Consider the following 23480-nt stretch of genomic DNA (forward strand, 5'->3'; position numbering starts at 1 on the left):
GGGGCGACGCACCAGGCGAACGCAGCCTTGCGTGCATGCCGGGCGACGTTCACACCCCGGCGTGTCAGTCGCCGTCCCCAGGCAGCAGCCCCCCGTCCGTCTCGTCCAGCGCTCCCTGGGCGACCAGGTCGTCGATGTCGTCCGTGAGCGCGTCCCGGATGTCCGAGCCGAGCCGTGCCCACCCGAAGAAGCGCGCCACTTCCCTCAGCAGTTCCGCACGCTGCACACCCGGACTCTCCTCCACCACACTGCGGAGCGCGAGCTGCCGCTCGGCCGACGGAACCTGGGTGACCTTGCGGGTGAACCTCGACGTCGGGGTGCGGGCGACCTCCACCTCATGACCGGGGCGGTCGTACGCGTCGCCGACGCGGACGATCTCGCCCTTGGTCACCAGCTTCCGCAGGACCCGGCGGATGCGGTCCTGGATGACCTGACCGGAGCGGGCAAGGCCCCATGCCGAACGGACGCGAGTGAAGATCAGCTCCTCCGTGACCGGGCCCTCGACCTCGATCACACACCGGACCACGTCCCCCACCACGCCGCCGGCGTCCGGGTCCTGGAGCTCGATGCCGTGCCGGCCCCGTCGGCGGGCCGAGGCGATCCGCAGCTTGACCAGCTCGACGTCCTCCGCCTCCTGGTACGGCCGGCTCCAGGGCGCCGGGCCGTCGTCCACCGGCACGAACGTCACCGTCGGTGCGGAGGCAGCTGGGGGCGCTGCGCTGGTCGCCGCAGGCGCGGCGGCATCCCGGGCCTGCGGGGTTTCCTCATCCGCCACCGGTACGGATTCCGGCTCCGGCCTGCTCTCGTGCGGGTCCTGTGCGCAGGCCGCCTCCACCGCCGCGCGCAGGCGCGCCATGGCGTCCCGGCGGCTGCGGTACCAGTCCGTGCCCCAGATCCGGTGCAGCTTCCAGCCCAGATCACTCAGAACCGACTCGCGCAGGCGGTCACGATCGCGGGCCGCCCGGGACGAGTGGTACATCGCGCCGTCGCATTCGATACCGAGGGCGTAGCTGCCAGGTGCGGCGGGGTGGCGTACGGCCATGTCGATACGGAAGCCGGCGACGCCGACCTGGGGCTGTACCGAGTAGCCCCAGCCCCGCAGTACGTCGAGGACCTCTTCCTCGAACGGGCTCTCCGGCGCGGCGTCCGGGTCGGCGGCCTGTGTCTGGAGGACCTGGGGGCCGTGCTGGGCGTACTGGAGGTAGCGCTTCAGGTGCTGCACGCTCTTGTTGGGGCTGTCGCGCAGGTCGCCGCCGTAGAAGGAGGCCACGACCTCCATCCGGCGCCGGGCGCGGGTGACGGCGACGTTGAGCCGCCGCCAGCCGCCCTCCCTGTTGATGGGGCCGAACGACGAGGCGAGCTTGCCCTGCTGATCGGGTCCGTAGCCGACCGACAGGATGATCACGTCGCGCTCGTCGCCCTGGACGGTCTCCAGGTTCTTGACGAAGAAGCCGTCGAGACGGTCGTCGGTGAAGAAGCGGTCGAGGTCGGGGCGGGCGGCCCTGGCCTTTTGCACGGCCTCCTCAATGGCTTCGGCCTGGGCCTTCGACAGGGCGACCACGCCCAGGGTGAGTCCGGGGCGGGTGGCGAAGTGGTGGATTACCCGCTGGGCGACCCGGGCCGCCTCCAGCGGGTTGTTGCTGCGGCCTCCCCTGTCGTAGACACCGTCCGCCTTGATGAACTCGACACCGACGTCCGGGCTCTGTTCCAGCGCACCGGGGAAGGTCACCATGGTGTTGTCGTAGAACTCGTGGTTGCTGAAGGCGATGAGGTTCTCGTGGCGGCTTCGGTAGTGCCAGCGCAGAGGGAGACCCCGCAGCACACCGCTCGCCTTGCAGGCGTCGAGTACGGACTCGAAACCGACTGCCCCGTCCTCGTCCCACTCGTCGTCCTCATCGCTGTCGCCGCCCGCGCTGAAGAACGAGGTCGGTGGTAGCTGCTTCTGGTCCCCGGCCACGATGAGCGCGTCACCGCGGTAGATGGAGTTGACGGCGTCCTGGGGCAGCACCTGGGACGCCTCGTCGAAGATGACGACGTCGAAGCGGAAGTCCGAGGGGAGGAACTGGCTGACGGTCAACGGGCTCATCATGAAGCACGGCTTGATGAGGCGGACGACTTCGCGGGTCTCGCCCAACAGGCGTCGGACCGGCATATGGCGGGTCTTCAGCTGGGCCTGCCTGCGCAGTACGGCGGCCTGGCCCACCGACGTACGCCGTGGGCGGCGGTCGTTGCAGGCGGCGATGACGTCGGCGTGGGCCGCTTCCACCAGGTCCCGGTCAGCCGTGCGGAAGCGCTCCACCAGCTGATCCCGCTCGACGGCCCGCATGGGCTTGAGCCGGGCGTCGAGTTCGAATCGGCGCTCGATCCACGCGGTGAGGACGGCACGCTCCATCGCCGCCGGGAATTCGGCGGCGGAGACGTCGCGCTGCGCGAGCTGGCCGGGCAGTCCGTCCAGCCCGTATCCCTTGAGGCGGGTGAGTGCCTGGGCGCAGGAAGTCCATGCCTCGGGGCCGTAGGGGTCGTCGTCCAGGCGGGACAGGTAGGTGCGGGCCGCTGACAGGGACTGTTGGAGCTCGCGCCGCAGGTCTCGGTCGCGGGGCGGCTGGAAGTGTTCGGCGAGGGCGTCGCGCTGCCGCCGCCAGTCCTGGTGGCGTTGCGCCGCGGACGGGTCGGCGGGCGCCGTCAGCATGGTGTGCGCGGCGGCCGGGGTCAGGGGTGCGGAGTGAGCTCCGTCAGATGTCCTGCGTACCTTCTGTGCCCAGTCGAGGGCATCGAGTACGTCGCTGCGGTTGGTCGCGGTGCTTCGGTAGAGCTCTCCGAGCAGATCACGGTGGGCGGAGGAATCCTCAGTGAAGCGTGCTGCGGCTGCCCGTGCCTGCACGACGGCCGTCACGGCTTCGCGTGCGCGGCCCAGCGTCAGGTCGTGGTGCGTGTCGGCAACGCGGGCGACGGAGTGGACGAGATCGGCAGCGTCCTCGAAGGGCTCGGCGTGGGCGCGGAACCACCTCGCTGCCTCGTCCAGCGGCAGAGTCAGGAGCTGGTGGCCTGCGCCTGACAGATGCGGCATACCTGCATGGCTCTGCCAGATCTCCAGCTCGGAACGGATCCGTTCGGCCTGTCGCTGGGCCTCGTGAGGTTCGGGCCGGCCGTCAGACATGCCTTCGGCGAGGCGGGCCCTTCGCGCGGGGTCTGCGAGCGCGCCAGGGGCGAACTTCTCGACGGTGCGTGCCGTCTCGATCGCACGGCGCAGCAGGTCCGAGTCGGGGTGGCCGTCCGGGGCGTACCTCCCGAGCAGTTCGATGTCCTGCGCGCTTGCGCGCGCGACCTGGTCCGGTCCGGCTGCTCCTGCCGGTTCTGAGGCTTCCCACGCGAGGCGGAGCAATTGACCGGTTGCCTCGTGGCCGGTGACGACGCCGCGTGCGTCGTCGCGGAGGCGAGAGGGGTCCGTGTCCAGACCTCCGTACCAAGGGCCGAACAACCGGCGGTGGGTCGCCTCCTCGGCAGCGAACGACGCAGTCTCACGCCGGGCTTTGTGCGCCGCGGCGACCGCAGCACGGGCGACGGACACCGTGCGTTCGGAGGCTCCTCCAGCTCGTCGGCCGACTGCGGTCAGGGTGTCCAGGAGCGCGATGGCCTCACGCAGCGGGTCGAGATGGGCGCGCAGCCGACGGGCCACCGACCCCAGGGGCTGCTTGATGAGCTCATCGGCGTCGGAACGGAGGCTCGGATCGTTCAACTGGGCTGTCCAGGCGCCCAGCTCATCGCGCAGTGCGACCCCCAGGCCGAGCAACTCCGGCGCGGGAGTGACGCTGCCGGCGGTCTGGGCGGCGAGTGTGGTGCGGCGGTGCGGGGTCATGACAGCGTCCGGTGCGAGCCGGTGCAGGGAACCCGCGTGTGCCGCTGCGGCTTGCAGCGCGGGGACATCGGGAAGTTCAGAGGCCGCGTAGGCGCCCAGCAGCTCTCGGTGGTCGAGTGTGAGCTGCTTGAGTCGGCCGTGTGCGATGTGCCAGGCGAGGGCGGTCGGCAACTTGTCGTAGAGATCGCTGCGCCACGAACCCGTGACGGTGATAGCGGCGACGGTCTTGCGGTCTGCGCGGATGCCGCTGGACAGCAGACCGCCGATACCGCGGGAACCCTCTGTCAGCCGGTGGATCAGATCGGGAAGCCCGGGTGTGCTGAGAACCTCTTGGCGGAAAGTTTCCCGGGCCGCCTGCTCGGCGTCGGTCAAGCGGCCTGCGGCTTCGGCGATTTCAGCGACGGCTTCCCGCACGCGGGGCAGCACTGCGGGGTCGAGCCACATGGCCGGGGCGCGGTGCGGGGCGGTGGTCAGGTCGATCAGGGCGACCAGGTCTTCGGCCTCCGCCGTGCTCCGCGGTCGGTCGAGGCCCAGCAGCGCGGACGCGGACTCGGCATGCCGCTCAGCGGATTCGAGGGTATCGGCGAGGGCGGAGAGCCGGTCGAGAACCTCTGCGGCGTATCGCCGCGTGAACGATGTGATGTCCAGTCCGGCCGGCTTCAGCTCGGCGAGAGCCTGTTCGGCCGCGGACGGATCCGCGCTGAGTCCGATGGGAAGGTCGGCCCATCCGGGCCCGGCCAGCGCGGTGGCTTCCGCCTGCGCGGACAGGACCTTGTCGCGGCGGGCGGAGAAGGTACGCAGTCGGTCGGCGATGACATGCACGGCAGCCTGGTCGGCCTTCGCCGCGCCACCGGGTTCGAGCCAGGATCCGAGTGGTCGGTGCCCGCTTCCGGTCAGCGCGACGATGTCGCACACCTGGGTGGCTGCTTCGGTGTTGCGGGGAACGTCGAGTCCGAACCGCCGAGCCAAGTCCGAGAGATTTCCATGCGTACGGTCGAGCCCGTCCGCGGTCGTTTCGAATTCCCGGGCCAGTTCCCCCGCTCGCTCTTCCGTGAGAGGGGACAGGTCGGCCCCGGGAGGCGAGAGACTGGTCAGCGTGCTCTCCGCAGCACTCTTCTCCGCCGTCAGGCGCGCCGAGAGCTCCTCCCAGCGTGCACCGGCTGCGGACCGTGCGGAGGCCGCTGCGCGGTTCGCCTTCCTCAGCTCGGTGAGGAAGGCGTCGACCGGGTTGTCCACCGTCTCGGCGAAGTCGTCGCTGGTCAGCCAGTGTTCGGGCACGGCGCGCCGGGACTCGATGAGCGACAGAAGACCGGTGAGCCGGACGACGCCGCTCTCGTCACCGGCGGGAGATCCTCCGGGCCCGAGTTCCGGGTAGCGGGACACGGCCGTGACAAGCCCCTCGAGGGCAGCCATGGCCTGGTCGAGCGCGGGTCGCGGATGCGCGGTGCCGGCGCGCAGGTCCCGCCACGGGAAGGACGGGTCGGCGACCGCCTGCCAGGCGTCCGCGATGGCCTGGGTGGCCTCGACGACCAGGTGCAGGTCCTGGCTGCTGAGGGTGACGGCGTCGAACGGCTTCTGGTCCTTGCCGCCGCCGGCCGCCGGGGTCAGATATGCCACGGGTGCGTCGGAAAGCCGTCCCACTCTGCCGATCACGTCGTGCAAGGTCTTGCCGAGCGGCTCGCAGACCTCGTTCATCGCGTCGGCGTAGCCGCTGAGCGCCTGGCGGGTCTCGCGGGCCAAGGTGACGGCCTGTTGCGAGAGCTGGGGCGCCTGCGGTTCCTCTTCGAGCGCCCGGCCCAACTCCTGTGCCACCGCTCGGCGGCTGGTGTTGTGACTGTGCAGGGCGAGCGCGTACGAGTCCAGGCCGACCGACCGGAGGCGGTCGAGTACCACGTCGAGGGCGGCGGCCTTCTCACTGACGAAGAGCACGCTGCGGCCCGCATGCATGAGACCGGCGATCATGTTGGTGATCGTCTGGCTCTTCCCGGTGCCTGGCGGGCCGTCGAGCACGAAGGACTGTCCCGCCACAGCGGCGGCCACGGCCTGACGCTGGGAGGCGTCGGCGTCGAGGACCAGCGGGCTGTCCTCGGGCGGGCTGAGCTGGTCGATGCGGTCGAGATCGATCTCCTCGAAGTCGAAGCGATCGGAGGCCAGACCGGCCTTGGGGCCGAGGGCCACCGCTTTGACCAGATCGCTGGCCAGGACGCGGCTCTCGTTCTCCAGCAGGTCCTGGTACATCGACTCCTTGTGGGAGGCGAACAGCGCGAGTACGACGCGCGGCGACACCTTCCAGCCGGACTTGCCCGCCACCGACTCGGTGACGGCGGCGAGTACGGCGGCGGGGTCGGTCGGATCCTGCTCGGTGACGGGCACCCAGTCGATGTGGAATTGTTCCAGCTTCACTTTGAGAGCCGGGTTGAGGCGTGGCTCCTCATCCTCGTTGAGCTCGAGGCGCATCCGCCCGTTGGGCGTGCGGGTGATCCGGGCAGGCATCAGGACCAGCGGGGCGTCGCTGCCCGTCTCGGCTCCGTCCTCGCGCCAGTGCAGGACACCGACGCCGAGCTGCAGCGTCCACAGACCGTAGTCGTTGAATATCTGGGTCGACCGGCTACGCAGACCGGCCAGGGCACGCTGAAGGGCCGGCCCTGTGGTCTTCTGCGTCACGATGCCGTCCGCGGAACTGCGGATCACAGCCGGCTGGCGCGCGGCGGTGCCGCCCTCGGCGGAGCCCGCTTCTTCCTCGCCCAAAAGTTCCTCGTCCGGAAGCGGAGCGAAGTCCCACCCACGCTCCAAGCCCCGGACCAGTGTCTCCGCAGAGGGCTGCGTGATCTCCAAGGTCGCCGACTTGGTGTGGCGGAAGTTGAGCAGGCGATTGCGCCCGCTCAGGTCCACAAGGGAAGTCCGCCAGTCGGCGAGAACCTTCTTGAGTCGTTCCAGGTCTGTGCCACCGCCGAAAGTGCCCGGAATTGTCACTCTGGTCCTTGCTCCTCGTCCAGCTTCTCCGGGGCCGACGGAGTACACACGCCCCCGGGTACGTGCTGAACCCGGGACAGCCACACGGCAGGGTCGTGTTCACACAGTCGCCTTGGCCGGATTGGTCCCGCTGATCCCCCTAAGCGGAGGATTCTACGACCAGCGCTGCGTTGAGTGAAGTGCCGAATACAGCCAGGTAGAGAGAAGGCTCAGGCTGTCTCGGCAGCTGTGGCCTTGAGCCCCTTCAGGAACAACGAGTCGAGCACCGCCCACTCGGTCGCCCGGTCGACGACTTCCACCGTGCGGCCGTCCAGCGACGGCGTCTGCTTCGGGTCCTCCATCGGGCACAGCCACCACAGTCCGTGCGGGATCTGGGCGGGGCGGCGGGCCGCCTGCTGCAGCGTCACCAGCAGGTCGTGGCCGCCGCCGTCGAAGTAGCGGGCGAGGAGCCCCGCGTTGTGGACGAACAGCACCGTCTTGGGGCCCGCCTCCTCCGCCATACCGACGAGGCGCTCCGACATCCGCCCGGTGACCCGTTGGACGTACGAGCGCAGGCCCGGCTTCAGCTCTCCGCTGCCGGTGAAGGCGGAGTCCGCACGCAGCACCTTGGACCAGTCGGTGTTCAACTCGTCGGCCAGCGCCCGGAAGATGTTCAGGAACTCCTTGTTGAAGTCCACCGGGACGACTCCGAAGTCGGCTGCCACCGCAGCCGCCGCACCCGGCAGGTCGGCGCCCTTGAGGGTCAGCGCGAGGAAGCCTCCGCGCTCGGCAGACGTGGTGAGCCTCGTGCGCAGCACGGCCTGCGGGTCCCGCCCGGCCGCCGCTGCGGTCCGGGCCTCGGCGACCAGCACGCTGGTACGGGTGAAGGTGGAGCTCGACCAGCGTGCTCCCTCGACCGCCGGAGGGAAGAAGCGCCTGCGAACGGTGTCGTACTCGAGCGGGAAGCCGGCTTCCTTGAGCACGTCCTCGATCTCGATGTGCGTGGGCGCATCAGGAACCGGCACCGATGGGAACCGTGCCTTGACGCGTGCCACGAGTTCACTGATCGAGATGCCCGTCTCCCGGCGCACTCCGGCGGCGGCCTGGGAGATACGCAGGGCGCGGGCCAGCCCGAGTGCCTTGGGGTAGATCTCCAGGCGTGGCGATGCGGAGGCATGCCGGGCGACCACCGCGGCGAGGCCGACCAGGCGGGTGTCGGCGAGCGGAGTCATCCCGCTGGGTGCCGCCACCTCGCGCAGGGTGCGCACGACGGTGGCCCGGCCCGGCAGCGGGTCCTCATCGGCCAGCCGGTCGGCCTCCGCACCGAGGGCTGCCGCGTAGTCGGCCAGCTCCTGCGGGGTGGGGTCGTCCGTGCCCGGCAGCGAGTCGAGTGCCAGCAGGACACGGTTGCCGCGGCGCAGCACTTCGAGGCGCGGATCATGTTCAGTGCCGCGCTGAAGGGCCTCGGCGTCAGCGGCTGCGCGGACGACGGCCAGAGCCTTGGCCAGCGTGCGCTCGGGGGTGTCGTCCCCGGCGCCGTGCCTCACACGGAGTTCGGCAGCCGCTTCCTGGACCGTCATCACACGCCCCGACTGGGCCAGGATCTGTACCAGCTCGTCTCGGATCTGCGGGATCCAGTCGGTGGCGGCCCACTCCTCGATCGCGGCCACATGATGGCGGGAGACAGTGGCCTGACTGCTGCCCAGGTGCTTGGCAATGGCCGTCTGCGGTGGCCATGCCCCGAGCGGGGAGAGCCCACCGCCATCGGCGGCCGAGCGCGGAAGACCGAGCGTGAGACGGATGATGTCGGGGCGCAGATTGCCCTTCCGGGCCGGTCCAGGTGTGAGGCGTGAGGCGAGGGAGTCGACGGGTTCGGCGGCGACGAGCTGCGCCTGTGCCTGCGGATCGGCGGACAGTGACCGCGACACAGGGGCCGCTGCGAAAGAGGCGGGCTCCGCTGGCGGCCGCCGCAGCATCGCCGTCCACTGCTTGTGGCGCCGGTTGAGCTCCCTGCGTACGAGCGTTCCCGCACCACGGGCACGGGCAATCGTGTGCGGGGGGACATCGAGCAGTTCCTCGACGGTGCCCGCGCTCAGACCATTGGCGACAGAGACGGCGCGCGGGGAGAGTCCGGCCGCCTCCAAGGCGGTGGTCAGCTCGGCGGCAGCGGCGGCCGTCTCACGGGCTTCCTCCGTGCTGGCGGCGACGGCCCCGACAGTGGCAGGGGTGGTGGCCGGCTTCGCCGAGTCCGCGGTGCGGAAGATCTGCCGCCACGCGTTCTCCATCTGCTTGAAGGTGTCGAAGCGACGGTCGACGTCACGGTGCAGGGCGCGCTGGAAGAAGACGGTGAGACCGTCGCGAAGTCCCGGCTCGAACAGCTCGGCCGCGACGAACAGTGCGACGTCCTCGCTCATGCGAGGGTCGGTCTGGCCGTCACCCCAGACGGGACGCTCTCCCGAAGCCATCTCGTGCAAGGTCACAGCCGCCGCGTAACGCTCGGCGTGATCGTCGTACAGCGAGCGGCGGGTGCTACCGAGGAACGGGTCGAGGTAGCCGCGCGTACCCGCCGTGATGTCGCGCTCGGAGGCGTCCGCCAGGGAGAAGTCGAAGAGCAGCAGCTCCCACGAACCATCGTTGCGCTTGTGCAGGCCGAGGTTGTCCGGCTTGATGTCGCGGTGCCGGGTGCCCTTGGCGGCGAGTTGGTCGAGCGCAATGAAGAGGTCGTTGCCGTACCGCTCCAACTGGTCGTAGGTCAGGCGCCCTTCGCCGCGCAGCCGTGCGCCGAGGGAGGACCCCCCCGCGTATTCGAGTTCCAGGACGGTGTGACCGGCGATCTCGCGGGGTTCTTCGAGAAGCCTGACGATCCGGCCGCCGCCCACCGCCTTGAGTGCCTGGGCCTCTGCGTACAGCCGGGCGTCCTTGTCCTGGTCGAGCGCAACCTTGAAAACGCGTTCCTCGACGACCGCCCTGCCGTCCGGTCCTTCGGCCTCTTCCACCACCCGCTCGACCAGCAGTGCGCGGGCCGTGGCCCCCGTTCCGAGTACCCGCCGGACCATCCAGGTCTCATCGACCGACTGCCCGGGCACCGCCGTAAGAGGGTCGGTCTCGACGGACACGGACTGGTCGGGAACGGTGGTCTGCTGTTCGGCCTCGTTCAGCAGATCCAGGAAGCGCTCCGTCGAAGGCAGCCGGTCCACGACTTCCGCACGCGTGGCACGGTAGACGAGGTCGTCGAGGCTGTCGGAGAGCCCATCTGCCACTGCATAGGGGTGCAGCCCACCCTCCGCGGACAACCGCTCGATCAGCGCGCTGCGCCGGTCTGCCGGGGGCTCCCCCGTGAGCAGGAGATACGCGAGCGATCCCAGTCCGAAAAGGTCCAGGTCCACCGGATCGGCGAACTCCTGGTCGGTCTCCGGGGCCAGAAAGACCTGAGAAGCGTCTTCGATCAGGGTGCCATCAAGCGGGGTGTCGCCGATGGAGCGCATCGAAGTGGTGTCGAAATCACGGGCGGCCGTCTGCCAGTCCGTGATCCGAACCACGGGATCGGAACCGTCCTCGTTGGCCGAGACATAAACCGACCGAGCGGCGAGCGCACGGTGGTAGAGGGAGCGGTTGTGGGCGTAGCGGAGCGCCTCAGCAAGCTGGCGTACCAGGTCCAGCCTGGTCTCCGGGGTGAGCTTGCCGCCGTAGGCGTCCAAGTAGGCGTCGAGCCGCAGATCGGTGTGGCGGTGGCGAAAGAGAATCGCCGGGCCGCCCTGGTGTTGGCGGATCTGTACAGCCTGAGCGATGCCACGGTGCGTGATCCCCTGCAGCACCTGGTACTCGCGGCGGGCTGCACGATCCGCGGCTCGCTTGGCTGCCTCCCCGGCCAGCTGCTCGACCAGGTATATCCGGACGCGCCCGCCCTCCTGGACCAGCCCGTCATCGCGGACAGCCAGACGGTCCTCCCAGCCGGGGCCCGCGTCCAGCACGCCGGGTTCCAGCTTCCAGTCGTCGCCGTACCGGAGGTGTGCGGTGGAGTCGCTGATGCCGATCTTCTGCATCAGCTGCTCCAGCAGCTGGGCGGACTGTGGAGTGACGCGCCAGCTCTCGCGCTCCGGCGGCTTGCCGAGCAGGTCGTCCCAGATCCTGCCGAGTCCGCCGGCACCGTCATTGCGGCCGTACACGTTGATCCGCTGGAACTCGTCGAGACCGCTCACCAGGCCGGGTGCATGGAGAAAAACTGCAGGCTTGATGAACGGGACCCGCCGCGGATCGACGCCCATGGACCGTGCAGCCCGCTCCAACTGGCCCTTGAGTTCCTTGCACTTCAGGTCGGTGAGGTGCAGCGGGTTCTTCAGTGTGCGGACGCGGTCGTCATGGAACTGCCAGGTGTCGCCGTGGTTGATGACTCGGCCGGGGTGCCCCTTGAGCTCCAGCAGATACAGACCACCGGGCACGGCAATGAAGAGGTCGCACTCGTTGGTGCGGCCGGACGCTGCGGTAAAGGAAAACGTGGCCCAGGCACGGTACGGCTCGGCTGCCGGCATCAGCTGCCGGACGTGATCGAGCCCTTCCTGCTCCCACGAAAAGGTGGAACGGCGCGACTGAAACCAGCGCTCCTTGCGCGGAGGGCTCGGCTTCGGGGCCGAAGGCGTTCCTGCTGCCGTCACGGTCCGACCTCCGCGGTATCCATCTCGCTCTGTGAACGAACGCACAATCCCGCCCGACCTTACCTCGGGCCTGACCGGCCGCACCCGCCCCCATCGGCTGGGCATCCGGCCTGCGGTGACTTCGCCGAGGCGTTGATTCGCCTCTCCGACCGTGCGATAGCGTTGCTGTGCGCCGCGCGCCCTCCCCGGAGGGTGTACGGGGTACGGTCCTGCGCTGCACGCGATTTCGGTGGTCCGGTGGCCTCACTTCGGTGAGTACGGAGAGTTCCCGGTTGGGAGCCTTCCCTTCCGCCCGACTCCCGAAGGAGATGCTCTCCGCATGCCCCACCCCAAGTACACGCCCGCACGTCGCACCTGGGTACGCGACATCCTGATCGGTGTCGCTGCGAGCTTCGGTTCGGACCTGGTGTGGAATGCCGTGCAGGCGGCAGCGCACCTTCTCGGCTAGCCGAGGGGCGGCGGGTCCGGGGACCCGCCATCACCCGTGTGCCGGGAGCCCGCGCGAGGCGATACAGCAGCGGGACGCGTCCATACGGCGCGCTGCAGGAAACCCGACACGAGGGCCGTCCTCGGATCAATCGATTGTTGTTCACGATCGACCAAGTCCGGCTAGGGTACGTCGAAAGTCATTGCGGCCCGACGGGCTTCCGTTCAGGAAACGCCCCCACCCGCACGAGATCCGTCGTGCCTGTGGGGAACTCCCTGTGCTGCTCCGGAAGTCGGCTGCTGAACTGAGCCCGCTCATTACCCCCGTCGGCCGAGAGTATCTGCCTCTCACCGAACGGTTGATCAACGAGTACGTACAGTCCCACCCCAACAAGAAGCAGCCGAACAAAGGCCTGATCGCTTCCTGGGACCACAGCCTGCCGGAAGTCATCCACGTACTCGTCGCCCTCGGCCTCCATTCGGTCGAGGTGCTCATCGAGTACTCCACCCCTGGAATGGCCGGTGACGCCGATGTCATCCTTGCCGGGCAGCATCCGACGTCCGAGGATCTGTCGTACGTCGTCATCGAACTGAAGCAGTGGCACAAGGCAGTGGTGTCGTCGACGAACCCGATTGCGGTCGATGCCGGCTACGACAAGCCGAAACTCCATCCCGTACGCCAGGTGCAGCGCTATTGCGAGTACCTCGTCCAGCACCTCGCACCGCTGCGCGGCGCCCGCCAACGGATCGCCGGCGTCGCGTTGCTCCACAACGCCAGCCATGAGGTTGATTCACTCTTCGACTTGCCACAGAACGACCACGGCCGTCTGTATACGAGAGACCGACTCGGGGAGTTCAAAGCATTCATCGCGTCACGACTGGCTCAAGGATTCTCCGGAAGCCACGCGGCCGATGTGCTGTGTCAGGCCCAACAGTACGAAGCGCCGTCGTCGAGCGAAGCATTCAGCCGGGTCGGGAGTCCGCACCCAGTTTTCGCTCTCCAGAAGGAGCAGGAGATCGCCTTCCAGGAGGTCCGGCAAAAAGTGCGTGCCGGTGGTTCGAAGAGCGGTCGCAAGAAGGTCGTCATCATCCAGGGTGGCCCCGGCAGCGGGAAGACCGCTGTTGCCGTGGAACTCCTGCGCTCCCTCAAGCAGGAGGGACACCACGTCGTGCATGCCAGCGGTTCCCGCTCCTTCACCAAAAACCTGCGCAAGGCCGCCGTCGACGCCGCGCCTTACGGGAAGCGAGGAGCCGTCGACAAGCAGTCGCGCAAGGACTACAGGTACTTCCAGCAGTTCGGCGAATTGGAGGAGAACTCGCTGGAGGTCCTCATCTGCGACGAGGCCCATCGGGTGCGTGAGAAGTCGGACGGCCGGGACGTCAAGAGATGGGTCAAGGAACGAGGCCTTCCGCAGGCCGACGAACTGATCCGCGTCGCCGAGATGCCTGTCTTCCTGCTCGACGACTGGCAGTCCCTTCGCCCGGACGAGGTCGGCACCGTCGACTATCTCGTTGAGCGGGCCATCGCTTGCGGCTGTGACTACGAGGTTGTCGAGCTGCCCGGAATGTTCCGCGCGGAAGGCAGTATCGCCTTCCGCGAATGGGTGACGAAGCTGCTCAGCCTCAAAGCGACCAGCGCCCCCGCGTGGGTACCGGACGGCCGCATCGACGTGCGGTTGGCGGAAAGCCCGGAGGACATGGAGACCTTCCTCATAGAGCGCATGGAGAAGGACGGATCCCGTGCGCGCATGACGGCAGGTTTCTGCTGGGAGTGGAAGACACCCCTGGATGGCCGGCTGCGGGTCGAGGTCCAGATCGGTGATTGGCACAGACCCTGGAACGCCAAGGACGGTGTCCAGCTCGACAACGTGCCGGAGTCGAGTCAATGGGCGACCGATCCGAGAGGTTTCGGACAGATCGGATGCATCTACACCGCGCAGAACTTCGAGTTCGACTGGACCGGCGTCATCATCGGTCCGGACCTCGTCTGGCAGGACGGCCGCTTCACCGTGGACCGGACCAAAACCCATGACGGCAAGCTCAAGCGGAAGACAGTGAGCGACGCGCAGGTGGACCGCTTGGTTCGGCATGCCTACCACGTCCTGCTGACGCGAGCACGGAGCGGGATCGTCATCTATTCCGAGAACGAGGACACCCGTAACGCCCTACGCACTCTGATTTCCGGCACAGTCGCCGACTCGCCTCTGGCCAAACCCAAGAAGAGGAAGCTCCCGCCCCTGGTCACAGAGGCCGAGCAAGCCCTTGCACAGCAGCTCACGATAGAGTTCGACTAATTGCCATTGCGGCCCGACGGGCTTCCGCTCCGCTCCGGCGGGGTCTCGAAGGACACGCCCCCACCCGCACGAGTTCCTTCGTGCTGCCTGGGAGCATCCGTTGCTGTTCCGCGAGTCCGCCGCCGCGGTCGCCGCCGAGTGTCTGTCCGGCTCTCTCTTCCTCCGGCTGGCTGAGCAGTTCGTCCACGTGCACGGCTACCGCCCCAGCACTTCCGAGGCGCGGTCCTGGGAGCGCAGCATCCCCGTGCTGGCCAACGCACTCAACGAAGCCGGTCTCGACCAGGTGGAAATCCTGCTGGAGTACGGATTGCCGCTCAACAGCAAGCGTGCTGACGCAGTGCTGGCGGGTGTGCATCCCAAGACCGGAGAGCCGTCGTACGTTGTCGTCGAACTCAAACAGTGGAGCAGCGCCGAGCCGGATGACGAGGATCCATCGCTGTGCCGCATCGACGCGTACGCCCGTCCCGTGCTCAATCCTGTCGACCAAGTGCGCGCCTACTGCCAGTATCTGGTCTCTTTCAACGGCGCACTAGCCGCGCACCCTCATCGCGTCTCCGGAGCCGCGTATCTGCACAACGCGACCGAGTTCGGGGTCAGTGGGCTGTTCGAGGCCGAGCAGGATGCGTTCGGTCAACTGTTCATCGGTGCGAGGCGCAGTGAGTTCATCGACTACCTGCGTACGAGGTTGGGGACGGACTCCGGAGCGTCCGCAGCCGACGAGTTGCTGGCCGGAAAAATCGGCCCTTCCCGACAGCTCATGGCCGTGGCTGCACAAGAGGTGCGCGAGCGGGAACAGTTCGTGTTGCTGGACGAGCAGCAGGTGGCGTACCGGACGGTGCTCAACGCTGTGCGCCGGTCAAGGCGGTCCGACCACAAGGAGGTCGTGGTCGTCACCGGTGGTCCGGGCACCGGCAAGAGTGTTATCGCGCTCTCGTTGCTCGGCGAGCTGTATCGCCAAGGAATCACAGCTCTGCACGCGACCGGGTCGAACTCCTTCACCACTACCATGCGCAAGGTCGCCGGGGCCCGGAAGCGCGAAGTGCAGGAGCTCTTCAAGTATTTCAACAGCTTCATGACAGCCGAGCGAAACAGCCTCGACGTGCTGATCTGTGACGAGGCACATCGCATGAGGCAAACCTCGGCAAACCGCTACACCCCGGCAGCAGGCCGTACGGGCAAGGCCCAGATCGAAGAACTCATCGATGCGGCACGAGTGCCGGTCTTCCTGCTCGATGAACACCAGGTTGTACGGCCCGGAGAGATGGGAACCGTTGCAGAGATCAGAGCGGCGGCAGCCGCCAGAGGGCTGCAATGCCAGGTGGTGCCTCTGGACAGTCAGTTCAGGTGCGGAGGCAGCGATGCCTATCTGCGATGGACTGTCCGTCTGTTGGGACTGGAACCGGGAGGCCCCGTGCGGTGGGACCCGGACGACAAGATGCAACTCATTGTCGCGGACAGTCCATGGGAAATGGAGGAGTTCCTCGAAGCCCGCCGAGCCCAGGGTCTCGGGGCACGCATATCGGCGGGCTACTGCTGGAAGTGGTCCAGGAAGGTTCCGCCCGGGCAGCCCCTGCCTGCGGATGTCGTCATCGGGGACTGGGAACGGCCCTGGAACGTCTTCGGTGAGAGGGCGGTCGCGGGTGCACCTCCGGCCGCGCTCTGGGCAACCGACCCGGCCGGCTTCGGACAGGTTGGATGCGTCTACACCGCTCAAGGATTTGAGTACGACTGGAGCGGTGTGATCCTGGGACCTGACCTGGTATGGCGTGAGGATCGCTGGGTCACTGACCGGACGGCGTCCAAGGATCCCGTTTTCAAGAAGTCCACGCCTGACGCAGATGTGGATCGCCTTATCCGCAACACGTACAAAGTGCTCCTGACACGTGGCATGGTGGGGACGGTCGTGTATTCCACCGACACCGCTACGCGTGCGAAGCTGCGCCAGTTGGTCCGGGCCGAAGAAGACAACGCAGTCTCCACGCACCAATCAGGCGCCGCGCACTACACCCAGCAGGCCTCCTCGGCGTCATAAAGGGGACGGTGATGGTTCGCGGCCCCAGTTCGTCCCGGTTTGCATTGCAGACCATCGATTGTCAACGCTCATTGCCCGGTGCTGCCGCCAGCAGGCCGTCGGACAATCTCCCCGCGTAGTTCCTGGTCACAGATCTGATCTTCTACCTGGCGCGGCCGGCGCCAGCACTGCACTGGTGCCGGGGCGGCCGGCGGGCCGTGCCCGGGAAGGATCAGCGTCGCGGTCTGCTCCGGCCTCAAATTCTGCGCGCAAACCCGCTCTTGGGCCGTGAAGATGCCGTTGTGGCTGCCGAACTTCCTGACGCTGCCGGCGTACGAGCAGCTGCGCTGATCCTGTCGCCCGCCCACGCACTCCGCCCCCGGTACGCACAGCGCCGGGGGCGGAGGTGTACCGGCGCCCTACTTCAGCCCGGTGTCGAGCGCGCTCATCAACGTGCCCTGCGGGGTGTCCCCCGACATCTCCCAGACCATGACGCCCAGAAGACCCTTGTCCTTCACGTACCCGGTCTTCTTGCCGATGGACCAGGTGTCGTCGAAGGACCACCACTGGTTCCCGGTGTAGCCGTACGTGGACACCGACTGTTCGTCGTGATGGATCGTCATCGTCGGATACGCGCCCATGAGGTTGGAGTAGCCGCGGGTGCCGGCCTCCTCCGCGAACTGGCCGGGGGCCGCGCCTCCTGCGGGCTGCCATTCGCCCGCGGTCCCGCCGTCGGTGACGTTCTGCCAGCCGCGGCCGTAGAAGGGGATGCCGAGGGTCAGCTTGCGGGGTTCGACGCCCGCGTCCGTGTAGGCCTTGATGGCGGCGTCGGCGCTGAAGTGGAAGTCGTACGGGTCCTGGTCGTCCGTGTAGAGGTTGGCCTGGTGGCCGGTGCGGTTCGGTTCCCAGGAGTTGTCGCTGCCGGAGCCGTGGAAGTCGTATCCCTGGACGTTGGCCACGTCGAGGGAGTCGAAGACCCTGCTCAGGTCCCAGCCGTCGCCGATCTTCTGCGGGTCGGCGGGGGTGAAGGCGGTGAGGAGGCGGTGGCCGCCGCCGAGAGCGTCCATCTGCTGACGGAACTCGGCGAGCAGCAGCGTCAGGTTGTCCTTGTCGTTCGGTGAGTAATGGTTGCCGGGGTGTCCGGTGCCGGTGCCCGGCCATTCCCAGTCGATGTCGAAGCCGTCGAAGATTCCGGCCGCGGTGCCGGGGCCGCCCGCGCCGTTGTACTCGGGCAGGTTGCCCTTGATGTACATGTCGATGCAGGAGGAGACGAACTTCTTGCGGGAGGCGTCGGTGGCCGCCACGTCGGAGAAGTACTTCGAGTACGTCCAGCCGCCGAGCGAGACCACGATCTTCAGGTTCGGGTGGCGATTTTTGAGCTTCTTCAACTGGTTGAAGTTGCCGCGCAGTTTGCCCCAGCCGTCGTCCGCGACGCCGTCGACGGACTGGGCGGCGCTGAACGGACGGGCGTAGTCGGCGTCGGCATCGCCGGCGCCGGTGCCCTGCTCGGGGTCCTGAGGGTCGGCGGTGGTGCCCTTGGTGACGCCGTTCAGGCAGGTGAGGTTGTTCGGATCGATGTTGGCGAAGACGTAGTTGACGATGTCGAGCTTGTCGGCGGCGCCGGAGTCCTGGATGTTCTTGACGAAGTACTGGCGGCCGTAGATGCCCCACTGGACGAAGTAGCCGACCTTGGCGTAGTTGCCCGCGCCGACGATGTCGTCGGTCTTCACCGTGAGCGCGTTACTGGCCGGGGAGGCGTTGTCCGCCGCGTCACGGGCCTTGACGGTGAAGGTGTACGAGGTCGAGGGCGAGAGTCCGCCGATGGTGGCGGTGGTCGTCGTACCGGAGACCGTGGTGGCGAGTTGGCCGCCCCGGTAGATGTCGTACGCGGCGACCCGCTGGTTGTCCGTCGCGGCGGTCCAGGCCAGCGTGACGGACGAGGAGTCGGCCGCCGTGGAGTGCAGCGAGCCGGGTGCGGTGGGCGGGGAGGTGTCACTGGCCGGGTCGACGGTGGTGACGGTCAGCGGGGCGCTCTCGGCGGAGGTGTTGCCGCGGGTGTCCTTGGCCCGGACGGTGAAGGAGTAGGCGGTCGCCGGGGTCAGCCCGGTGACCGTGGCCGTGGTGGCTGCGGTGGCGGTGCCGAGCACCTTTCCGCCGGCCAGGATGTCGTACGACGCCACGGGGAAGTCGCCCGCCGTGGCCGCCGTCCAGGACAGCGAAGCGGTGCGGGTGGTGACATCGGTCTGCTTCAGCCCGCTCGGCGCGCCCGGCGGCACATCCGCGGAGCCGTCGCACTTGTCGCCGTTGATCCGACAGCCGGCCGGTGCGGTGATCGGGCCGGTGGCCACGAACCAGAAGCTGTACGGCTCGGTGGTGCTGTGCGCGGCGACCGTACCGTTGTAGTGGGCGTTGACCGCGGTGATATGGCTGCCCCGGGGGGTGACGGTGCCGTTGTAGGAGGTGTCGATCGCGACCCCGGCCGGCAGGTCGAATTCGAGGCTCCAGCCGGTGACGGCGGTGTCGGTGTCGTTGTGCAGGACATAAGTCCCCTTCCACCACGAACCGTTGTCGGCCGAGGTGAAGGTGGCCGTCAGCTTGCCCGCCGCGTGTGCGGGTGCGGTCTGTAAGGACAGCAGTGAGAGCAGGAGTCCGAGAACGGCGACGAGGGCGGTCGACGTCCTTCTTCCGATGAAGGTCATGTGCTCGAACATGGTTCTCCCTTGAGGCAGGGACCGTGAGGCGGTCCTGAGGGGGAGCGGGATTCCTTGGCGCCATGGAGCACAGGGGAAACTAAATGGTCTGGACCAACTCGTCAATAGGTACAGACCATTTGCGGTCGGTCGCCCAGAGGCCCCGGCGACTCCGCCTCGACCGACAGCGAGTTGAGATCTCGGGGATCAACAGAGGCACTGGTGTGCGAATTTGATGTCGCTGCGCCTATGATCACTCGCGGCAAGGCTGTAGCGCAGAGGTCGTCGCGCCCTAGCAGCAAGCTGGAGGACGTCGGTTCGAATCCGACCGGTCTTGCCGCCTTTTTCGTGGAGGAGAGTCGATGGCGTCGGTTCGTCCTGAGCGGGCGGAGAACGCGGTCGCCCTCTCCTGGCCGGGTGCCGACGGGGGACCTGGGGAGTAGTGATGTTGCAGCCGATGCCCGTGCGCTGTCCCGCGATCGAGCACCCGGACATTCCGCTCGCCGACGCGGCCCTGCTGGATCCGCTGCTGGAGCGGCTGGGATCGGCACACCCCGTCGAGACCGACGAGACCTTTCCGCTCGGCACGCTGCGGGTGGACGGACGGGTCGATCTCTGCAAGCAGGGGCTCGGGGCGGCGGGTGCGGTCCGGGTGATGCCCGCAGTCGCCCGCTCCCCGCACGCCGTGCATGTGCTGCTCGGCACCAACTCGCTGGGCGACGAAGGAGCGCGGGCCGTCGCCGACGCGCTCGGCCGGGGCGGCCACGGACTGGAGACGGTCTATCTCGGCTGCAATCGCATCGGAACCCACGGGGTCACGGCGCTCGCCGGAGCGCTGAGCGAGGACGACACCGTCAGGGCGTTGTGGCTGAAACGCAATCCCCTGGGTGACGCCGGTGTCCGGGCGCTCGTTCCGATGCTGCGCCGCAACACCGTGCTGCGCACCCTCGACCTGGTGAACAGCGGGCTCACGGCCGACGGCCTCGCGGCACTGCTTGCCGTACTGAGTCAGCGGTCCCGGCCCGTCGAGCGGCTGTTCCTCGGAGGCAATGGGCTCGGCGCCGAGTCCGCTCCCCTGCTGGCCGCACTGATCCGGGACGCGGGGGTGCGGGAGCTGTACCTTCCGGCCAACCATCTCGGCGACGCGGGAGCCGCCGTGCTCGCGGCCGCGGCCGACCCCGCCCGTCCGGTCCGGCTCGGTATCGGGGGCAATGGGATCGGGCCCGCCGGTGCACGCGCCCTGGCCGATGCGCTCGGCGGGATCGAGGCGCTCGATCTGGGCCGGCCGCCCTCGGAGCGCAGCCTCGGGGCCCGGTCCAATGTCACCGGTGACATCGGGGCCGATGCACTGGCCGGGGCGTTGCGCGGCAGTCCGCTGCGGCGGCTGGAGCTGTGTCACACCGGGCTCACCGGGCGGGGTGCGAAGACCCTGCTCGCGGCCGTCGACGCCGACTCCCGTCTGGAGTACGTAGGGTTGGGGCCGGGCCTCCCCCGCAAGGTGAAGCGGTCCTTCGCGGCGCGGCTGCGCCCGGACTGCGGGACTCATGCGGACCTGCGCGCGGTCCGGAGTGTCTACCGGTGAGCCCGGACGCGGCAGCCGGGTACTTCGCGCCGGACGAGGTGGCGAGCCGACGGCAGGTCCGCCGGTACGCGGTGCCCCGGTGGATGATCGAGGAGTCCGCCGGGCGACGGGCAGCGGGAGACTGGGAGGGCGTCTGCGCGACTGCCCGGTTCCATGTGACATTTGACCTGGCTGAGGTCTTGGCGCAGTACGGTCCGGACGTGGCCGGGTCGCTCGGGTCCGATCTCCGTCATCTGGTGCCCGACCTGGTGCGCTGGCATCTGCCGAGGGTCCTGGGCGGGCGTTCCACGCTCGCCACCGACCGGACCGTGGTCCTGGCGGGATACGGCGGCACGGCGGACGGCCCGGGGCCGACGGCACCGTATCTGTATCTCCGTACACCCCCCATGGTCGACGGACCGCAGCGGATCTCTCTCCGGTTCGGCGCGAGGGGACGCAACGCGGCACCCGGCGTCTTCCGTGCAGGAACCGAGGACTGGCGAACCTCCCGGCATCTGTGGGACGCACGCCGTACCGACGAGCTGCGCGCACGGGTCGGTGGCGCGGACCGGCTGCCGTTCTTCCACGCCGACGGCACACCGCGCGGGGCGGACGAACTGCCCATGGCGGATCCGGGGTTCGATGATCCGTCGGCCCACGCCGAGTGGGTGACGCTGCTGCACCAGAGCGGCCAGGTGCCCGAGTCCCTGGCAGCGGCCGGAATCGAATGGGATCCGACGCCACCACAAACGCCTGCGTGGTACCGGGCGACTCCGGAAGGGATCATGTCCGGACTGGCGCTCGATGTTCCCCGACTGGAGGCGGAGGTCCGGCGGTTCGCGGAGCAGAGTCCGGCGGAGCGTTTCCAGATCGGTGAGGACTGGCGGGCCAACCTCCTGCTGGAGTTCACGGGCCGCGGACGGCTGCGGATCAGGCTCGTCGGCCGGGGGGCGGCCGAGGGCGCGCCCTTCCTGCCCGAGGCGCTCTGGCGCCGGCTGCCGGACCTCGACCTGCTGCGGGCCGGCGGGGCGTCTCCCGGGGAACTGCATCCGCTGGTCGTCGGCGCACTCTTCCCGGACCTCGACAGGGCGGCCGGCCCACCGGGGCCGACGCCTCCCGCACCGGTACGGGTCAGGTGCCGCGGCGAATGGCACACGGTCGTCTTCCGCGACGGGACACTCGGCTCCCCGCACAGCCCGCAGGAGCGACAGCGCGAGAACGCCCTGCGCGCCTTCGGCGGCGCGGTCACCGGCTGCTTCGCCGTGGAACACGCCTCCACCTCCGGCACGGCCCGGCTGCCCAAGGCCCTGCGGGCGCAGCTGCGGGAACTCTTTCTGCGCGCCCAGCACGGGGACACACCGGGGGTCCTGGAACTCCTGGACGCGGGGGTCGACCCCCGGGTACGGGACGGCGGGCAGCGCAATCTGCTCCATGTGCTGCACCTGCTCGACCACGAGCCCCTGTTGCCCCGGCTTCTGGCAGCCGGCCTCGATCTGGAGGCACGGGACCACCGGGACCGCACCCCGCTCTGCACGGCGGTCGGCAACGGTGGTTCGCCGGAACTCGTGAAGGCGCTGATCGAGGCCGGGGCACGGATCGACGTGATCGACCAGATGGAACTCTCGCTGGACCAGCTGATCCGCAAGTACCGGCGGACGGACCTGGACTTCCTCAGGGAACGGGTGGAGAAGGAGCATCCGGGCATCGGGGCCGACTGGTGGGACGAGTGGGAGGACGACGAAGAGGAAGAGGATGAGGAAGGGTGAACACCATCGCCCGCAGCACTCCGGGGCAGTCACCTGTACCCCCGTCTCCGGCCGCCGTGCCGGGACCGCTGGACGCCGCCGACGAGCTCAATCGCAGACTGCGGACCTCGCGGACCGAAGCCGCCGCCAATCCCCAACTTGAGGCACTCGCACTGGCAGTGACGGCCAATCAGCCGGTGCTGCTCTGGGGCGAGCCGGGCATCGGCAAGTCGGCCGGCATGGAGCAGCTCGCCGCCGGGCTCGGCCTCGGGCTGGAAACGGTCATCGCCAGTGTGCACGAACCGTCCGACTTCGCCGGGCTGCCGGTCGTCGGTGACGATCCTGCCGTGACCGGCGTACCGATGGCCCCGCCCGACTGGGCGGTCCGGCTCGCGCGCACGGGCCAGGGGCTGCTGTTCTTCGACGAGTTGTCGTCCGCTCCCCCGGCCGTGCAGGCGGCACTGCTGCGCGTCGTTCTCGAACGGCGGGTGGGCAGCCTGACGTTGCCGGAGTCCGTACGCATCGTGGCGGCGGCGAATCCTCCGTCGAGCGCGGCGGACGGCTGGCACCTCAGCCCTCCGCTCGCCAACCGTTTCGTGCACCTCCAGTGGACGCACGATCCGCGCACCGTCGCGCGGGGCATGGCCGGTACGTGGCCCGAGGTGGCGGTCCCCGTCGTCGACGCCGCCAGGGTTGCGGGCTCGGCGGCGCGGGCCCGTGGCGCGGTCTCCGGCTTCCTGACCGCGCGACCGGGGCTCGTCCATCACATTCCGGCCGATGCGGAGAGCCGTGGCCGGGCCTGGCCGTCCCCGCGGACCTGGGACATGGCACTGCGGCTGCTCGCCACCGGGTATGCGACGGGTGCCGGGCGGGAGGCGGTGGCCGCCGCGCTGACCGGGGCCGTGGGGGACGGCGCGGGCATCGAGCTGCTGTCCTACCTGGAGAACCTCGACCTGCCCGACCCCGACCGCGTGCTGGCGGACCCCACCGCGTTCGCCCTGCCCGAGCGCGGCGACCGGCAGCTGGCCTTCCTCATCGCGGTCGTCGCGGCCGTCCAGGGCGATCTCACCCGGCGCCGCTGGGAGGCGGGCTGGGTGGTGCTGGCGAAGGCCGTGGACGCGGGTGTGCCCGATGTGGCAGCCAGGGCGGCAGTGGACCTGGCGACGATGCGGGACACCGACTGGCCGGTGCCGGAGGGCATCGACGCCTTCGTGGAACTGCTGCAGCTGTCCGGCGCACTGCCACAGAGCGGCTGAGGCGGGCACGTCGGTGCCGGAGCCGGAAACCGCCCCG

10 protein-coding genes and 1 tRNA gene are annotated in these 23480 nt (G+C 68.8%); 7 read left to right on the forward strand and 4 right to left on the reverse strand.

All coding sequences use genetic code 11. The features are described from left to right. Positions 1 to 64: 64 nt before the first annotated feature. Positions 65 to 6829, reverse strand: coding sequence for a DUF3320 domain-containing protein (locus tag ACGFU7_RS20965; RefSeq protein WP_393697505.1), 6765 nt, complete (start codon positions 6827 to 6829; stop codon positions 65 to 67). A 209-nt stretch (positions 6830 to 7038) separates the two neighbouring features. Next, positions 7039 to 11460: a BREX system serine/threonine kinase PglW gene (pglW, locus tag ACGFU7_RS20970; protein ID WP_393697506.1), complete on the reverse strand. Its 4422-nt coding sequence runs from the start codon at positions 11458 to 11460 to the stop codon at positions 7039 to 7041. Between the two features lie 319 nt (positions 11461 to 11779). On the opposite strand from pglW, the gene ACGFU7_RS20975 reads away from it, so the two are divergent. Further along, a complete protein-coding gene (locus tag ACGFU7_RS20975) occupies positions 11780 to 11908 on the forward strand; it encodes a DUF6408 family protein (RefSeq protein ID WP_329831903.1) in 129 nt (42 codons plus the stop codon). A gap of 178 nt (positions 11909 to 12086) precedes the next feature. Here ACGFU7_RS20975 and ACGFU7_RS20980 read toward each other — a convergent pair whose 3' ends face one another. Continuing rightward, complete coding sequence (locus tag ACGFU7_RS20980; protein ID WP_393697507.1) at positions 12087 to 12440, reverse strand: hypothetical protein; 354 nt, start codon at positions 12438 to 12440, stop codon at positions 12087 to 12089. Here ACGFU7_RS20980 and ACGFU7_RS20985 point away from each other — a divergent pair. Both ACGFU7_RS20985 and ACGFU7_RS20990 read left to right on the forward strand, forming a co-directional pair. After that, complete coding sequence (locus ACGFU7_RS20985; RefSeq protein WP_393697508.1) at positions 12402 to 14180, forward strand: DNA/RNA helicase domain-containing protein; 1779 nt, start codon at positions 12402 to 12404, stop codon at positions 14178 to 14180. The two genes, ACGFU7_RS20980 and ACGFU7_RS20985, sit on opposite strands and share 39 nt — an antisense overlap. A 100-nt stretch (positions 14181 to 14280) precedes the next feature. After that, positions 14281 to 16212: a DNA/RNA helicase domain-containing protein gene (locus ACGFU7_RS20990; protein WP_393697509.1), complete on the forward strand. Its 1932-nt coding sequence runs from the start codon at positions 14281 to 14283 to the stop codon at positions 16210 to 16212. A gap of 398 nt (positions 16213 to 16610) precedes the next feature. Here ACGFU7_RS20990 and ACGFU7_RS20995 read toward each other — a convergent pair whose 3' ends face one another. Beyond that, positions 16611 to 18902 (reverse strand): glycosyl hydrolase family 18 protein, encoded by a 2292-nt coding sequence (locus ACGFU7_RS20995; RefSeq protein WP_393697510.1) that lies wholly within the window; start codon positions 18900 to 18902, stop codon positions 16611 to 16613. A 243-nt stretch (positions 18903 to 19145) separates the two neighbouring features. Here ACGFU7_RS20995 and ACGFU7_RS21000 point away from each other — a divergent pair. The 4 genes from ACGFU7_RS21000 to ACGFU7_RS21015 all read left to right on the forward strand — a co-directional run bounded on the left by ACGFU7_RS21000 (position 19146) and on the right by ACGFU7_RS21015 (position 23443). Beyond that, positions 19146 to 19218: transfer RNA gene (locus tag ACGFU7_RS21000), tRNA-Cys, on the forward strand. Positions 19219 to 19326: 108 nt separating this feature from the next. Next, positions 19327 to 20463, forward strand: a complete 1137-nt coding sequence (locus ACGFU7_RS21005; RefSeq protein ID WP_393697511.1) for a gala protein — start codon at positions 19327 to 19329, stop codon at positions 20461 to 20463. Beyond that, complete coding sequence (locus ACGFU7_RS21010) at positions 20460 to 22208, forward strand: ankyrin repeat domain-containing protein (RefSeq protein ID WP_393697512.1); 1749 nt, start codon at positions 20460 to 20462, stop codon at positions 22206 to 22208. The genes ACGFU7_RS21005 and ACGFU7_RS21010 overlap by 4 nt, the downstream gene beginning before the upstream one ends. 5 nt (positions 22209 to 22213) lie before the next feature. Continuing rightward, the gene (locus ACGFU7_RS21015; protein ID WP_393697613.1) at positions 22214 to 23443 is read left to right on the forward strand and encodes a sigma 54-interacting transcriptional regulator; all 1230 of its coding nucleotides are present in this window, start codon (positions 22214 to 22216) and stop codon (positions 23441 to 23443) included. The last annotated feature ends 37 nt before the right edge of the window (positions 23444 to 23480 follow it).

It is taken from the genome of Streptomyces sp. NPDC048473 (assembly GCF_043200155.1).
Lineage (GTDB): Bacteria > Actinomycetota > Actinomycetes > Streptomycetales > Streptomycetaceae > Streptomyces.

What these genes read in the sequence shown, in the direction of transcription:
- ACGFU7_RS20975 (WP_329831903.1), top strand. Translation starts at nt 11,780, where the DNA reads ATGCCCCACCCCAAGTACACGCCCGCACGTCGCACCTGGGTACGCGAC.
- ACGFU7_RS20985 (WP_393697508.1), top strand. Translation starts at nt 12,402, where the DNA reads ATGGCCGGTGACGCCGATGTCATCCTTGCCGGGCAGCATCCGACGTCC.
- ACGFU7_RS20980 (WP_393697507.1), bottom strand. Translation starts at nt 12,440, where the DNA reads ATGCTGCCCGGCAAGGATGACATCGGCGTCACCGGCCATTCCAGGGGT.
- ACGFU7_RS21005 (WP_393697511.1), top strand. Translation starts at nt 19,327, where the DNA reads ATGTTGCAGCCGATGCCCGTGCGCTGTCCCGCGATCGAGCACCCGGAC.
- ACGFU7_RS20995 (WP_393697510.1), bottom strand. Translation starts at nt 18,902, where the DNA reads ATGTTCGAGCACATGACCTTCATCGGAAGAAGGACGTCGACCGCCCTC.